Below are 14,354 nucleotides of genomic sequence, written 5' to 3' on the forward strand. Positions count from 1 at the left end.
TTCGGCAGCAGTCGAGAGCCGGGGAAAGATGCTTGCGTGGGCGGGCTTGCGCGCAACGCCTTCTCCTCGATCCCCGACTTCACATCAGGGTTGCATGGCCCAGGGGGTATCGCCACGGGCCATGCGTCCATTCCCGCTCTCCTCCAACCAAAAACGGCCTGCATGACGAGCATCCTCATCGTCGATGACGACCCTGTACAGCGGCGCCTTCTCGAAGCGATGGTCCGCCGCTTCGGCTATGAGGCGGCGATCGCCGAAACGGGGCAAGCGGCCCTGGACAAGCTGAGCGAGCAAACGGCGTCCCCCTTTGATCTCGTTGTGCTCGACCTCGTGATGCCGGATCTCGACGGCATGGGTGTTCTAAGCGCGATGCGCGAACGCGGGATCGACGTCCCGGTCATCGTGCAAACGGCCCATGGCTCGATTGAAACGGTGGTCTCGGCCATGCGCGCCGGTGCTGCCGACTTCGTCGTGAAGCCGGTCGGCGCCGAGCGCCTCCAGTTCTCCATCAAGAATGCGCTGCGAACCGGAGCGCTCGAAAGCGAAATCCGGCGTATGTCGAGGCGCGCCGCGGGCGCGCTGTCGATCAAGGACATCACGACCCGCAGCGCCGACATGGGGCGCGCGCTCCGGCTCGCCGAGCGTGCCGCGCGCTCGATGATTCCCGTGCTGATCGAGGGGGAATCGGGCGTCGGCAAGGAAGTCATGGCGCGGGCCATTCAGGGGTCCGGGGAGCGTCGGGGCAAGCCGTTCGTTACCGTGAACTGCGGCGCCATCCCGGAAAATCTCGTTGAGTCCATCCTGTTCGGCCATGAAAAGGGAGCCTTCACCGGCGCGACCGACAAGCATGTCGGCAAGTTCGTCGAGGCGAGCGGCGGCACGCTCTTTCTTGATGAAATCGGCGAGCTGCCCCTGGATGCCCAGGTGAAACTGCTCCGCGCCATTCAGGAGGGCGAGGTCGACCCCGTCGGCGGACGCAAGTCGATCAAGGTTGATATCCGCCTGATCTCCGCGACCAACAAGAGCCTCCTCGATCTCGTCAAACGCGGCCAGTTCCGTGAGGATCTCTATTATCGTCTCAATGTCTTTCCCATGACGCTGCCGCCGCTCCGGTCGCGACCAGAGGACATCCCGGGTCTTGCCATGACGTTCCTGGCGCGTTTCGCGGCGGAGGAAGGCAAGCGCGTACGCGGCCTTTCCCAGGACGCGCTGGACATGCTCACCCGCTACACCTGGCCCGGCAATGTTCGCCAGCTCGAAAACGTGCTGTTCCGCGCCGTCGTGCTTGCCGATGGAGATGAACTCACGATGGCGGAGTTCCCGCAGATCGCTGCCCAGATGGAAGGATTCGAGGTGCGCGTTCCGCCCGCCCCGCCTGCTGAGGCCGTGCCAGCCGCGCCCCCGTTGAAGGAGGTCGTGCGCGTGGAGGTTCGCGACCCCAGCGCGATCGCACTGCTCGATGGGCAGGGCGAGCTCAGGCCCCTCGAAGAAGTTGAGGCAGAAGCCATTCGCTTCGCCCTCCGCCATTATCGCGGTCACATGTCCGAAGTTTCGCGGAAACTCGGAATTGGTCGCTCTACGCTTTACCGAAAACTCAAGGATATGGGGTTATTGGACAACGTTGACGGGGGCGAGCCGGCCACCGACCCAGGCTAGGGAATGTGTCCCTTTCGACACGGCGCGCCGGCAGTTTGCACCAAACCCCGCCGACCGGCCTCCAGCGGGTTGTCACGCTCCCTGGATACCGCCATGAAACTTTTCTCAGTCGCGTCGATCGTGATGGTCGCGCTGATAGGGATGCTGCGATGCGGATTGTTTGCACCGGGACTTTGATACTCGGTCTCGGAAGCCTCGGCCTCGGTCTGTCCATAGTCCCCGCCATGACGTCCCAGGCTTTCGCCCAGGATGTGCCGCCGGCCGTCACCGATAATGCCGCGACACTTGCGCCGCCCTCCGTTTCGTCTGTCAGCGAACTGGCGCCGGCAAACCATCTACCCGCCGCACTGCGGCGCGAGGTCTCCGCCCAATCCGCCTCGAGCGTGGGCGTGATGGCGAAGCCCGAGCTATTCCATGTTGAGCCGGAAAGCGAGCCTGCAAGCCAGAGCGACGGGATGCCCACCGGTTCCCTCGCCACACCTGAGGACAGCTCCGCCGTAGTCTTTCCGGAGATTACCGTCCCTGACGTGGTCGTCTCCATTCCTGCCGAGACCAAGGGTCCTATCGCGGGATATCTCGAGACGAGGCCGGTCCCCGGACCCACGCGGCTCGGCAAAGCGGAACGCGAAGCCATCGGCGCTTTTTACGCCGAGCGCGCCTTCATGCCGCTATGGCTGAACGGCGACACCTGGACGGCTGGTGCCCGCGCCTTGATAGCGACGCTTGAAAAGGCCGGGGAAGATGGCCTGGACGCAGCCGATTACCCGATCCCGATCATCAATGTCCTTCCGAAGGCCGATCGCACGGAGGCGCTCGCGGAAGCGGACCTGAAGCTTTCGGCACTTGCCGTCACTTATGCCCGCGACGCGCGTGGGGGCCGCCTTAACCCGCGCCGCATTTCAGCGCTGATGACGCCGACCCTGGATCTGCCCGGCGCGGACGAGGTGTTGCGTCGCTTGGCGGACGCCGCCGACACAGGGAAAGTGCTCGCCGGCTACAACCCGCCGCAGCCCGGCTATCAAGCCCTCAAGGCCAAGCTCGCGGAGATTCGCGCAGCGCATCCCACCACGCCGATGGTCCGTGTTCCGCAGGGCCCCGCGCTGAGGGTCGGCATGCGTGATCCGCGCGTGGCGCTGGTACGAGCCCGTTTCGGCTTGGAGGGCAATGACGCGATTGCCTATGACGAGCGTGTCGCAGCGGCTGTGGCCACGTTCCAGAAGGAAAACGGCCTACCCGCGAACGGCGTGTTGAATCGCCAGACGGTGGCGGCAATGTCGCCCCCGTCAACACAACGGCTCAACGAAGCGGACATCCTCGTCAATATGGAGCGGTGGCGCTGGCTGCCGGCCACCTTTTCCGACCGCTACCTGATCGTGAACATCCCTGCCTACAGCATGGATCTCATCAAAGACGGAGAGGTCGAACTCACGACGCGGGTGATCGTCGGCAAGCCGGAGTCGCCGACGCCGGTCTTCTCCCATGTGATGCAGCACGTCATCGTCAATCCCTACTGGAATGTGCCGCCCTCGATCCTGCGCAAGGAATTTCTCCCCGCTCTTGCCAAGGACCCGGACTATGCAGCGCGCCGCGGCTACCAGGTGATCCGGCGCGGGAATTCCATTTCGGTGCGGCAACCGCCCGGCGAGCGCAATGCGCTCGGCTACATCAAGTTCATGTTTCCGAACGACCATGCGGTTTATCTGCACGACACGCCGAACCGTAGCCTTTTCAACACAGAGCGGCGCGCTTACAGCCACGGTTGCGTGCGTGTGGAGCAACCATTCAGGCTTGCCGAGTTCGTGTTGGGCAAGGATTGGCCTGAGCAGCGCATGCGCAAGCTCATCGGCAAGGGCGAGCGGCTGATCAAGCTCCAGGAGCCCCTCCCGATCCACCTCGTCTATTTCACCCTCTCGGTGGATAAAACCGGCCGCGTGACGACGCGCAATGACATCTACGGCTTCGATCGCCGCATGAAGCAGGCTCTCGATATCACCGGCTAAGCACCCCGAGCTCGGGCCGGCGCTGCCCTCTGCGTCGAGCCGGCCAACGCCCTGCGCAGACCCCGCTTGTCAGGCCCGGGCGAAGCTCCCGGCCTGCGCCATATCCCAGTTGTCTTGATAGAATGTCGCTGCGGCCCGTCGTTCGATGAGGTCGTTCGGCTCCGCGAAATAGTGCATGCGATCGAACTGCCTGAGCTCGGTGGAACTGATCCGGTGCACCAGATGGTGCGGGCGCAGGTCGTCGGGGTGGCTGAGCCCGGCAGCCCCGAGCATGTCCGCTAGCGCCTGAACCGTGCGCTCGTGATAACTCCTGACGCGCTCAGCCTTGTCAGGGACGACAAGCGCCCGGCTGCGCTTCACGTCCTGGGTGGCGACCCCGACGGGGCAACGGTTGGTATGGCAGCTCAGGGACTGGATGCAGCCGAGGGCGAACATGAACCCGCGGGCGGAATTCACCCAGTCAGCGCCGATGGCGAGAACCGCGGCGACGTCGAAAGCGCTCACGAGCTTTCCGGCAGCGCCGATCCGGATCTTATCCCGCAGTCCGGCGCCAACCAGGGTGTTATGCACGAACAGCAAGCCTTCACGCATGGGAACGCCGATGTGATCGCTGAATTCGACGGGCGCGGCACCTGTACCTCCCTCCCCGCCATCGATGACGATGAAGTCGGGTACGATCCCCGACACGCGCATCGCCTTGACGATAGCCATGAATTCCCAGGGAAGGCCAATGCAGAGCTTGAAGCCGACAGGCTTGCCGCCCGAGAGTTCCCGGAGGGTCTGAAGGAACGCCATCATCTCCAACGGCGTGTTGAAAGCCGAATGGCGCGCTGGTGAAATGCAGTCGATGCCGACCGGCACGCCGCGCGTGACCGCGATCTCCGGAGTAACCTTGGCCCCAGGCAAAACCCCCCCATGTCCCGGCTTGGCACCCTGGCTGAGCTTAAGCTCGATCATCTTGACCTGTGGCGCCTTGGCCTGCGCTGCGAACCGCTCCGGATCGAACCGGCCGTCCCTGTCCCGGCAGCCGAAATAGCCGCTGGCGACCTGCCATACGATATCGCCGCCGTACTCGCGGTGATAGGGACTGATGCTGCCTTCTCCGGTGTCGTGATAGAAGCCACCGAGCGCCGCACCCTTGTTCAGCGCACGGATGGCGTTGGCGGACAAGGCGCCGAAGCTCATGGCCGAGATGTTGAAAACGCTCGCCGAATAGGGCTGGCTGCATTGGTCGTTGCCAATGGTGATCCGAAATTTCCTGGGATCTGGGGTTTCAACCGGCGTCAGAGATTGCTGGATGAACTCGTAATCATTGGCATAGACGTCCAGCAGCGTTCCGAAGGGATGGTCGGACGGCGCCTCCTTCGCGCGCCGGTAAACCAGCGAGCGCTGCGCGCGGGAAAAGGGGGCGGCCTCTGTCTCGCTTTCCAGAAGATACTGGCGGATCTCCGGCCGAATCATCTCGACCAGCCACCGAACGTGGCCGATGACGGGATAGTTGCGCAGCACTGAATGCTGCTTCTGGACGAGATCCCATATTCCCAGCAACGAGAGCGCGGTGAACAGAGTAAGCAGAATAAAGCCCCAGAGATTGTCGGGCATCAGCCATAGCGTGAAGAAGAAACCCAACACGCACAGGACAAATGCAGTGTAGCGACCAAAGCGGACTTTCATTGTTTCCCCGTACCTCCGCAATGGGCCACATAGTGGGGCCTAGACCAGGATGACAGCCCACGGAGCCGAGATGTGGCGTCCGTGACCAATCGAATGAAGCTGATGCTGACACAGAGAACCAGAACAATTCGAACCAAACAATTCGCCGGCTGGCGATCGCGAATCACTCTGCCACTCCGGGCGAATCGTTTTGTCGATTAAGCGGCACTGAGAAGGCGTCGGCCTTGAAAAAGGCTTTTTTTCAACGTCTGTTGCCCGACGAAGCGGCATCTTGCTCAACCTGCAAGCTGCAGTTAACCTGCCATTAAGTCTTCTCGGCAAGAGTCTCCGCCTATTGTTCAGCCGCCACAGTTCTCCATCTGCGTCGCAACCGACGCGGGCGATTGTGGCTTCGCAACAGACGAGTTCACTTTTGCGACTTGTTCACCCAGAACAGGCCACTCGGTGGCGCCGACTGTCTCGTTTGATCTGCGGCTTGGTCGCCGCGGGCAGCGCCCTGATTGCCGGCACTTCTGGTCTGCAAAATGCTGTGGCGAACGGCGATACCCGCACGATTTCCCTGGTCCATGCCCATTCCGGCGAATCACTGACCGTCACCTTCCGTCGCAACGGCTCCTATGATCGGGACGCGCTGCGGCAGCTTAATCATCTGCTGCGGGACTGGCGCAACCAAGACACCACGACCATGGATCCGAAGCTTTTCGACATCCTGTGGTCCGTCCATCGGGAGGTGGGCTCCAACAGCGCGATCCAGGTTTTTTCAGCCTATCGGTCGCCCGATACGAATGCCATGCTGCGCCGCCGCTCCAGCGCTGTCGCCAAGAACAGCCAGCACATGGAAGGCAAGGCAATCGACTTCAACCTGCCTGACGTCAGCATGGCTAAGGTTCGAGCCATTGGCATGCGTCTGCAGCGCGGCGGGGTCGGCTATTATCCGAACACGCCTTTCGTGCATCTGGATACGGGAAGCGTGCGCTCGTGGCCGCGCATGCCGCGTGTCCAGCTCGCTCAGCTCTTCCCCGATGGCCGCACCGTCCACATCCCCGCTGATGGCAAGCCTATGGCTGGTTATGACCTAGCCGTCGCGGACATCGCAGCGCGCGGCGACCGCGTGGCCGGCGTTGCCTATGCCGACGCAAGCGCTTCGACAGGACGTCGCCGCAGCTTGTGGGCAGCCTTGTTCGGTGGCGATGAGGAGGAAGACGAGGAGGTCGTCGCACCGGCGCGTACCCCGCGCCGCACTGTGGTGGCAGCTCGCCAGCCGGCTCCCCAGCCTGCCGCCCAGCAACAGGTGGCCTACGCCAGCAGCGACAACGCGAGCACGACGAGCTTCTTCCTGCAATCGGCCAATCGGCCGCAATCCACGGCAGCAGCTCAGCGGGCGCAGCCCGCACCCGCTCAGCAGGTCCCACAATCCGCACCCGTGCAAGTTGCGGCCGCAGTCCCTACACCACCGCGCGTGACGCAGCCGGCCATGTTGCAGCAGCCGCTTGAGCTTAACGCGCTCTCCAACCCGCGCGCCGCCGCGCCGATCATCCCGGCGCAGCTTCCTGTCGCGCGTCCGGACGATCTGACGCCGCCCACGTCCAGCCAAGCGGTCGCGTCTCTGGCTCCGCCGCCCACGCCATCTTTCGCCAATATTCCGCTGCCGCCCCAACGGCCGAGCGAGGCGAATGCGGCCGTGCAAACGGCCGCCCAGGCAGCGGCTCCTGCTGTAACCGCATCGACGCTGGTCGCCTTGCCGTTGCCACCGGCGCGCCCGGCTATGCAGGCGATGGCTGACGCAACGCCCGCGGCTCCACAGAAGCCTTCCGAAGCTCAGATCGCGCTTGCAGCCATCGCGCCTATCACCGCGGCGGAAGCTTCACCCGCGGCTGCGCCGATGGTGATGTCCTTCGCGCCAGTCTCGCATCCTACCCCGCCGACACGCCCTGCCGCGCCTCAAGCAGTACGGACTGCGCAGATCGAGAACGAGACGTCTAGCCAGCAGACCTCGACGAGCCAGGCACGGCAACCGGCCGAGCCCGCCAATCCCCTGCAGCCCTTGTTCCGGGCTGAAATCACGCACACGCGTCTGGCGAACAAGCCAACAGTCGTTGTCGCACAGCCGCGCCTTGTGGCTGTGGCCGACAGGCCCGTTGCGCAGAAGCCGGCACAGGTCGTGGCAAATTCCTTTGCGCAGAAATCCGGCGACGACCTCAGCATCACGCGTTTCAGCGGACCGGCGGTCAAGCCGCTCGATACGGTGCAGTTCTCGACGCGATAAGCGGCTCTGCCGGAGGTCAGTCCTCCCTCGCCTGCCCCCTATAAAGTCACTCGGGAGTAGGGCTCGCCCACGGGGTCTCGCGGCCGTGACCTCGCTTTGGTCCGGAAATCGGATGCCCCCGTTTCGGCAGCCGGTCCGGAACTCGGCAACAGCCGAGTTCCGCTTACCCGGAAAAGGGCGCCAAACCACTGAGATGTCCGGGACAAGCCCAGCGCCTCACGTGGAAGCGCTTGTCGTCTCAGCCTAGCCCTGCATGCCCAGGGCCTGCATATAAAGCTCGAGAATAGCGTCTTCCTCGGCACGCTCCTCCGGTGGCTTCTTGCGCAAAGCCACCAGCTTGCGCACGGCCTTGGCGTCGAACCCCCTGCCCTTCAGCTCACCATAGACTTCCTTGATGTCGCCCGCGATCGCCGCCTTTTCCTCCTCGAGGCGTTCGATCCGCTCGATGAACTGCTTTAGTTCCTCGGCGGCAACGCCCGAGTCCGCAACATCTGTCACCATGTTTGTGTCACCATATCCTTGGTCAAAAAAGAGAGGGTCGCGGCTCACCACAAGCCGAGCCACGCTGTGGCTGGAACGATTACCCCGTTTACCGGCAATTGGAAAACACCAGAACCATGGGCGAATAATGGTTGATGATTTCCCAACCATCGTCGTCGCGTGCGCTACGCTCAGCCTAACCGCAACGGGGGCTCTCGCGTCAGGGCGCGGCTGGGGTAATGCGCAATACCCATCGCGGAAAGGGCTGGAAGGAGCGGCGCGATCACCGCTGCAAGCCTGTCACCCCACGCCTCGGCACCCTCCCGGTCCGCAATGAGATCCTGCCGCACCTCGATCAGCGCGTTGGCAAGGCCACGTGCTGTCGCATGCCGAGCGATCACATCTCCGGCCAAAGCGCCGTCGTACGGTTCATTGTCACCCACTGTCAGATCCCCTGCCCGGCGCAGGGCCGCGATCAAGGGCAGCGGCAAGCGGGGATCAGCGTCCCACAGCACAGCGACCTCCCACGGGCGCGGCCTACCCCGCCAGATTGGCGTGAAGCTGTGGATTGAGATGACGACCGGCACTACACCCTGCGCGATCGAAGCGTCAATCGCCGCCGCGATAGCAATGTCATAGGGTCGATAGAAACGCGCGACACGACGCGCGATCTCGTCGTGATCGATACGGGCGTTTCCCGGCACGATGGCCCCATCGGACAGTCGCATCACCAGCGTCGGATCATCGAGCCCACGATTGGGATCGATCAGGAGCCGGGAGAAATCCGTGAGCAGCGCCGGCGCATCCAGGCGAGCCGCCAGCCTGCGAGCCACCATGGCGGCACCGATATCATAGCCGATGTGCCGCGCGAGTTCCGCCGGCGGCATGCCGAGGTTGCCATATTCGGGTGGGATGGCGTTGGTGGCATGATCGCAGAGCACGAGGACGCCGCTCGCGATATTACCAGCTATGCGTTCGATGGGATGTTCGCCGGCAGCAAGCGGGCCCGGCATGAAAGGTGAGTTCACGATCGATGTCATTGAAAAATTGGTGGCACGCCGGACACAGTGCCACAGGCCAGAGAAGGCAGCGAGTGCCATAACGCCGCCGGAATGCTTTTCTATCCCGCAGAGGCCCTGACGACCGGCTCCGCGCAAGCCCCGAACCCTGCTGCGCCCGCGTTGACATGACAGCGCGAAAGCAGGCACATGGGGCATATCAGAAAGTCACTGCTTCGCCATGAAACTTCCTTATCTGTCCATTGTTCGGGGCCTCCTGGTACCGCTGTGCCTAGGCATGGGTGCAATCGCGCTGGCGAGTCCGGCGAAGGCGGATCTGCGGCTATGCAACATGACGTCGAGTCGCGTCGGCGTGGCGCTGGGCTATCGTGACGGCCAGGGCTGGGTGAGCGAGGGATGGTGGAATCTTGGTGTGCGCAGTTGCCAGACCCTCCTGCGCGGTCCTTTGGCGGCGCGCTTCTACTATGTTTACGCCGTCGATTATGACCGGGGCGGCGAGTGGACCGGCCAATCGTTCCTCTGCACGCGCGAACGAGAGTTCAGCGTTCGCGGGACGGAGGATTGCCTGGCGCGCGGCTTCGATCGCAACGGCTTCTTTGAAGTCGATACAGGGCAGCAGAAGAGCTGGACGGTACAACTCACCGACGCGAACAGACCTGGGAGCAGACCGCAATGAGACGCATGCGCCGCGTAAAGATCCTAGCGACACTCGGGCCTGCGTCCAATGATCCTGCGATGATCGCCCGCCTTTTCCAGGCAGGCGCCGACATCTTCCGCATCAATATGAGCCATACCGCCCGCGAGGACCTGCCGAAGCGCGTGGCCGACATCCGCTCCGTGGAGCAGACATTCGGCCGGCCGGTCGGTGTCCTCGTCGACCTGCAAGGGCCGAAGCTGCGCATCGGCATGTTCGAGAACGGCTCGGAGGTGCTGAAGCAGGGTGATACCTTCGTCCTGGACGGCAACGACAAGCCGGGCAGCGCCAAGCGCGTCCACTTGCCCCATCCGGAAATCCTCGCGGCCCTGGAGCCGGGTCACACGCTCCTGATCGATGATGGCAAGATCAAACTGGTCGTCGAGAGCGTCGCCAAGGGCAAAGCGACCACGCGTGTCCTCGTCGCCGGCAAGATTTCGAACCGCAAGGGTGTCAGCCTGCCTGACACGACTATCCCCGTGTCCGCCATGACAGCAAAGGACCAGTCGGATCTCGAGGCGGCTGTGAATGTGGGGGTCGACTGGATCGCGCTGTCTTTCGTTCAGCGGCCAGAAGATATCGCGGAGGTGCGCAAGGTCACGCGCGGGCGCGCCCTCGTGATGGCCAAGATCGAGAAGCCGCAGGCCGTCGCACGCCTCGCCGAGATCATCGAGGCCTCTGATGGCCTCATGGTCGCGCGCGGCGACCTGGGCGTCGAGATGCCACTCGAAAAGGTACCAGGGATCCAGAAGCTGATCACGCGCTCGGCGCGCGCCCAAGGCAAGCCAGTCGTCATCGCAACACAGATGCTCGAATCGATGATCACGACCCCCGTGCCCACCCGCGCGGAGGTCTCCGACGTAGCGACCGCCGTCTTTGAAGGCGCCGACGCCGTCATGCTGTCCGCCGAAAGCGCATCGGGCGACTATCCCGTGGAGGCGGTTTCCACCATGAACCGCATCGCGGAAGAAGTGGAAGCCGACCCGAACTACAGCACCATCATCCACAACCAGCGCACGGAGCCTGAGGCGACTGCGGCCGACGCTATCGCTAACGCCACGCGCAGCATCGCCGAGACGCTGGGGCTCAAGGCTATCATTGCGTGGACCTCCTCCGGCACAACGGGTCTGCGCATCTCACGCGAGCGGCCGGCGACCAGCGTGCTCGCGCTGACGCCCAATATCAACGCTGCTCGCCGACTGGCGGTGGCCTGGGGGGTACATGCCCTCGTGACGGATGATGCCCGGAACCTGGACGATATGACGGACCGGGCATGCCGCCTCGCCCGCGAGGAGGGCTTCGCGGAGAAAGGCCAGCGCGTCATCGTCACAGCCGGCATCCCCTTCGGCCATCCCGGCGCGACCAACACGCTCCGCATCGCTTTCATAGGCGCCGACGGCAGCGCCTAGAGCGTGGTCATCTTAGATTGAGGCATATCCGCTGTTTCTGAGATAATTTGCTGGTGCTCCGGCTGGCAGACCAACTTGCGACGATCAGATGTCGCGGCCGTTGACCTCGATCTCGAGCTGTGCGGCCAGCTTCTCGACATCGGGCAGGTGTGGCGCGATCGCCAGCGCCTGCCGAAAGGCGGCCAGAGCACTCTTCTTGTCTCCGGCCTTGCGGAATAGAACACCAAGACCCGTCCAGGCCGTAAAATGGCGTGGTTCCTGCGCAACGGCGCGGCGCAGATCGAGGATAGCCCGCTCGTCGTCGCCCAGCGACGTGAAGACCACCGCCCGCTTGTTCCAGGCTTCCGCCCAATTCGGCTGGAGAACAACCACACGGTCGAGCAACTCGATCGCCAGTTCATCCTTGTCGGCACTAGCGGCCGCAATGGCGCGGCTCATGAGGAGGTCGGCCGTATCGCTGCCCGATTGCAGCCACCGCCGCTCGATGAGCCGTGTGATGCCCTTGGTTTCCTCTTCATCCTGCGACGCTGCCAAACGCGCAAACAGCTCATCGAGCATCGCCCGCCGCGAATCCGAGGGGGGCGCATCAGCCGAGGCTCCGGGGGGCACGGGTTCCCCCCCTCCCGGCCGGCCTGCATCCGCCTGAGCGAGGCCGCTTAGCGGCGCGAGGGCCGCGATAAGAAGGGACGCACCAAAAGCCGTCGCGAGATGAAAGGACGCATTCCGCATGGCATCAATGTAGGCCCGAAGGCCGCCCGGGTCAAAACCACGCCAGCGCGTCCCCTCGCACGAGTGTGTGAGTGGCCCCTGCCGGAAACGCAAAAAGCCCGACCATTTGGTCGGGCACCTCAAGCTTAGCGACAGCAATAAGCCGAAACGCGATTAGCCCTGACGAGCCTTGTAGCGCTTCTGAGTCTTGTTGATGACGTAGATCCGGCCCTTGCGGCGCACGAGCTGGTTGTCGCGATGACGGCCGCGGACCGATTTGAGCGAGTTGCGGATTTTCATGTCCGTGGTCTCCGACAAGCCAGCCTTGGAAGCAAAGCTCCCGCGACGTGGCCAATGAAAGTGATGGTGGGCGCGACAGGGATCGAACCTGTGACCCCTACGATGTCAACGTAGTGCTCTCCCGCTGAGCTACGCGCCCTAAGTCCACAAAAATCAGCCTGGTGGCCGACCCGAGCAGACGAGTGACTGGTTCGCCACCTGCTGGCCCCTTTTATGCGGCACCCAAGAGGCGCGCAAGAGGGGAAACACCGGCGAAACCGGAAACGGTAGGGCTGGAAGGCCCGGCCCGCTTGCCGGAAGATGTGTACGGGTCACATCCGAGGCCGCCGATATAGCTCGACATGATCGGAAGCGCAAGCCACCCAAACGCTCCTGATGAAGCTTTTGTGGCAGGCCTGTGGAACGTCCACTCAAGCGGCCAGAAGTTTCTCCACCTCGTTGACGAGTTCGCGCAGGTGGAAGGGCTTGGAAAGCACCTTGGCCTCCTTCGGAGCCTGCGAGTCGGCATTGAGGGCGACCGCCGCGAAACCGGTGATGAACATCACCTTTATATCCGGATCGAGTTCTGTCGCGCGCCGCGCCAGTTCGATGCCGTCCATCTCCGGCATGACGATGTCGGTCAGAAGAAGCTCGAAAGGCTCCTCCCTCAACCTGTGGTAGGCTGAAAGGCCGTTGTCGAAGGAAGCGACGTCATATCCGGCGTTCTGGAGAGCCTTCACCAGAAAGCGCCGCATATCGTTGTCATCTTCTGCGAGAAGAATTTTGTTCATGGCGTTCAATACGCATTACCTCGAACCACGTTTCCTCCATAAAGCCGCGCTGACGTAAACAGGCGGTGAAGGACCAGGGCTTCAATGGACATGCAGGCCCAAAAAAGCCAAATTGGTGACGCTGCGATGCGCTTCTGACCTAACAATTGATTGTTGGCATGTCCTACCCTGTCGAACCGGAATTCGAATCGCCCTTTCAGGTCATGGAGCCTCGGGAGCAGACCGTACCTGCGGTCTTCAACGCCCCCCATTCCGGCCGCATCTACCCGAAGGCCTTCCTTGCGACCGCGCGGCTCGATCCGTTCAGCCTGCGCCGTTCCGAGGACACCCATGTGGACGCTCTCTTCGGTGCCGTGGTGGATCTTGGCGCACCACTCCTGAGCGCGAGCTTCCCGCGCGCCTATCTCGACGTCAATCGCGAGCCCTACGAGCTCGACCCGCGGATGTTCGAGGGCCGCTTGCCGCCCTTCGCCAACACGCGTTCGTTGCGCGTCGCAGGCGGCCTCGGCACCGTGCCCCGCATCGTCGGCGACGGTCAGGAGATCTATCGGGAGAAGCTTGCCGTCAGTGAGGCTTTGCGGCGGATCGAGTGGTTGTACAAGCCTTATCACCGCACCCTGCGACAGCTGATGTCGCGTACTCTGCGACAGTTTGGCAGCGTTCTCCTCGTGGATTGCCACTCCATGCCGTCGGTCGGCGCTTCGCGCGAGGAGCCGCTTCGGGCGGATTTCGTCCTCGGAGACCGCTACGGCACGAGTTGCGCGAGCAGCGTCACGCAACGAGTCGAACAAGAACTGCGAGGGCGCGGCTATCGCGTCGTGCGCAACAAGCCCTACGCGGGCGGGTTCATCACAGAGCATTATGGCGAGCCGAATGCCCGCCGCCATGCGCTCCAGATCGAAACGAACCGGGCGCTCTACATGAACGAGCGGACGCTGGAGCGCTCGACGGATTTCGAGAAAGTCGCCACGGACTTGAAGCAGGTCTTGATCAAGGTGTTGGCTGCACTTCCGGACGATTTGGCGCCCCGCGCCATCGCGGCTGAATAAAAAGCCTCGCCCGAAGCTCCTGCCGGCTCACACAGCGCTGCTGCGGACGAGAGCCATGCGCAAAACTTGTGCGACAAGAAAAAAGGCCGCCCACTTGCGTGCGCGGCCCAAGTCTAGGGAGGAAACGCCCAAGGAGGGCAGCGGGACAGCAACCTCAGCTGCCGTACCGCACTGCAACAATATGCCATCGCACCGCACAAAAAACAAGGGCCTTGTCGAAACTTTTGCGCACATCCTTAAAAAAGGAATTCACTGTCTTAGGCTTAGCTGGTTAAAGCGGGTCACATCGTGTGTGTTGCCGGCGAGCCGTCCTTCAAACTCAGTGGGAG

Annotated in this window: 12 protein-coding genes and 1 tRNA gene; 6 read left to right on the forward strand and 7 right to left on the reverse strand. The window is 63.1% G+C overall.

What is annotated here, in order from left to right; all coding sequences use genetic code 11:
* Positions 1-162 precede the first annotated feature (162 nt).
* Together KIO76_RS02030 and KIO76_RS02035 are read left to right on the forward strand one after the other, a co-directional pair.
* Positions 163-1,656: a sigma-54-dependent transcriptional regulator gene (locus KIO76_RS02030; protein WP_213324948.1), complete on the forward strand. Its 1,494-nt coding sequence runs from the start codon at positions 163-165 to the stop codon at positions 1,654-1,656.
* A gap of 149 nt (positions 1,657-1,805) precedes the next feature.
* Entirely contained in the window at positions 1,806-3,656 is a 1,851-nt protein-coding gene (locus tag KIO76_RS02035; protein ID WP_249729443.1) for a L,D-transpeptidase family protein, read from the forward strand.
* 69 nt (positions 3,657-3,725) lie between these two features.
* Here the strand turns inward: KIO76_RS02035 and KIO76_RS02040 are convergent, their stop codons facing one another.
* Entirely contained in the window at positions 3,726-5,330 is a 1,605-nt protein-coding gene (locus tag KIO76_RS02040) for an FMN-binding glutamate synthase family protein (protein ID WP_213321233.1), read from the reverse strand.
* A 475-nt stretch (positions 5,331-5,805) separates the two neighbouring features.
* Between KIO76_RS02040 and mepK the strand changes: the two genes are divergently transcribed.
* The gene (gene mepK / locus KIO76_RS02045) at positions 5,806-7,596 is read left to right on the forward strand and encodes a peptidoglycan L,D-endopeptidase MepK (protein ID WP_249729444.1); all 1,791 of its coding nucleotides are present in this window, start codon (positions 5,806-5,808) and stop codon (positions 7,594-7,596) included.
* 243 nt (positions 7,597-7,839) lie between these two features.
* Here mepK and KIO76_RS02050 read toward each other — a convergent pair whose 3' ends face one another.
* On the reverse strand, positions 7,840-8,097 hold the full coding sequence (locus KIO76_RS02050; RefSeq protein ID WP_213321234.1) for a DUF2312 domain-containing protein: 258 nt from the start codon (positions 8,095-8,097) through the stop codon (positions 7,840-7,842).
* A gap of 170 nt (positions 8,098-8,267) precedes the next feature.
* On the reverse strand, positions 8,268-9,089 hold the full coding sequence (locus KIO76_RS02055; protein WP_213324951.1) for an N-formylglutamate amidohydrolase: 822 nt from the start codon (positions 9,087-9,089) through the stop codon (positions 8,268-8,270).
* Positions 9,090-9,315: 226 nt separating this feature from the next.
* Here KIO76_RS02055 and KIO76_RS02060 point away from each other — a divergent pair, with 226 nt between their 5' ends.
* Complete coding sequence (locus tag KIO76_RS02060) at positions 9,316-9,771, forward strand: DUF1036 domain-containing protein (protein ID WP_213321235.1); 456 nt, start codon at positions 9,316-9,318, stop codon at positions 9,769-9,771.
* Positions 9,768-11,198 (forward strand): pyruvate kinase, encoded by a 1,431-nt coding sequence (gene pyk / locus KIO76_RS02065; protein WP_213321236.1) that lies wholly within the window; start codon positions 9,768-9,770, stop codon positions 11,196-11,198. The genes KIO76_RS02060 and pyk overlap by 4 nt, the downstream gene beginning before the upstream one ends.
* 84 nt (positions 11,199-11,282) lie before the next feature.
* Here pyk and KIO76_RS02070 read toward each other — a convergent pair whose 3' ends face one another.
* The 4 genes from KIO76_RS02070 to cpdR form a co-directional block, all read right to left on the reverse strand.
* Positions 11,283-11,927 carry a tetratricopeptide repeat protein gene (locus KIO76_RS02070; RefSeq protein ID WP_213321237.1) on the reverse strand — a complete coding sequence of 215 codons (645 nt, stop codon included), beginning with the start codon at positions 11,925-11,927 and terminating at the stop codon, positions 11,283-11,285.
* A 153-nt stretch (positions 11,928-12,080) separates the two neighbouring features.
* On the reverse strand, positions 12,081-12,206 hold the full coding sequence (gene ykgO, locus KIO76_RS02075) for a type B 50S ribosomal protein L36 (protein ID WP_110376954.1): 126 nt from the start codon (positions 12,204-12,206) through the stop codon (positions 12,081-12,083).
* 64 nt (positions 12,207-12,270) lie between these two features.
* Positions 12,271-12,345: transfer RNA gene (locus tag KIO76_RS02080), tRNA-Val, on the reverse strand.
* 271 nt (positions 12,346-12,616) lie between these two features.
* A complete protein-coding gene (gene cpdR / locus KIO76_RS02085; RefSeq protein ID WP_110376955.1) occupies positions 12,617-12,976 on the reverse strand; it encodes a cell cycle two-component system response regulator CpdR in 360 nt (119 codons plus the stop codon).
* A gap of 158 nt (positions 12,977-13,134) precedes the next feature.
* On the opposite strand from cpdR, the gene KIO76_RS02090 reads away from it, so the two are divergent.
* A complete protein-coding gene (locus KIO76_RS02090) occupies positions 13,135-14,025 on the forward strand; it encodes an N-formylglutamate amidohydrolase (protein ID WP_213321238.1) in 891 nt (296 codons plus the stop codon).
* The last annotated feature ends 329 nt before the right edge of the window (positions 14,026-14,354 follow it).

It is taken from the genome of Chelatococcus sp. YT9 (assembly GCF_018398315.1).
Classification (GTDB): Bacteria; Pseudomonadota; Alphaproteobacteria; order Rhizobiales; family Beijerinckiaceae; genus Chelatococcus.

Bases quoted from the DNA above. Each gene is read 5' to 3' on its own strand.
- cpdR (WP_110376955.1), bottom strand. From the start codon at position 12,976: ATGAACAAAATTCTTCTCGCAGAAGATGACAACGATATGCGGCGCTTT.
- ykgO (WP_110376954.1), bottom strand. From the start codon at position 12,206: ATGAAAATCCGCAACTCGCTCAAATCGGTCCGCGGCCGTCATCGCGAC.
- KIO76_RS02035 (WP_249729443.1), top strand. From the start codon at position 1,806: ATGCGGATTGTTTGCACCGGGACTTTGATACTCGGTCTCGGAAGCCTC.
- KIO76_RS02090 (WP_213321238.1), top strand. From the start codon at position 13,135: ATGTCCTACCCTGTCGAACCGGAATTCGAATCGCCCTTTCAGGTCATG.
- KIO76_RS02055 (WP_213324951.1), bottom strand. From the start codon at position 9,089: ATGCCGGGCCCGCTTGCTGCCGGCGAACATCCCATCGAACGCATAGCT.
- KIO76_RS02050 (WP_213321234.1), bottom strand. From the start codon at position 8,097: ATGGTGACAGATGTTGCGGACTCGGGCGTTGCCGCCGAGGAACTAAAG.
- KIO76_RS02070 (WP_213321237.1), bottom strand. From the start codon at position 11,927: ATGCGGAATGCGTCCTTTCATCTCGCGACGGCTTTTGGTGCGTCCCTT.
- KIO76_RS02040 (WP_213321233.1), bottom strand. From the start codon at position 5,330: ATGAAAGTCCGCTTTGGTCGCTACACTGCATTTGTCCTGTGCGTGTTG.
- KIO76_RS02030 (WP_213324948.1), top strand. From the start codon at position 163: ATGACGAGCATCCTCATCGTCGATGACGACCCTGTACAGCGGCGCCTT.
- KIO76_RS02060 (WP_213321235.1), top strand. From the start codon at position 9,316: ATGAAACTTCCTTATCTGTCCATTGTTCGGGGCCTCCTGGTACCGCTG.
- pyk (WP_213321236.1), top strand. From the start codon at position 9,768: ATGAGACGCATGCGCCGCGTAAAGATCCTAGCGACACTCGGGCCTGCG.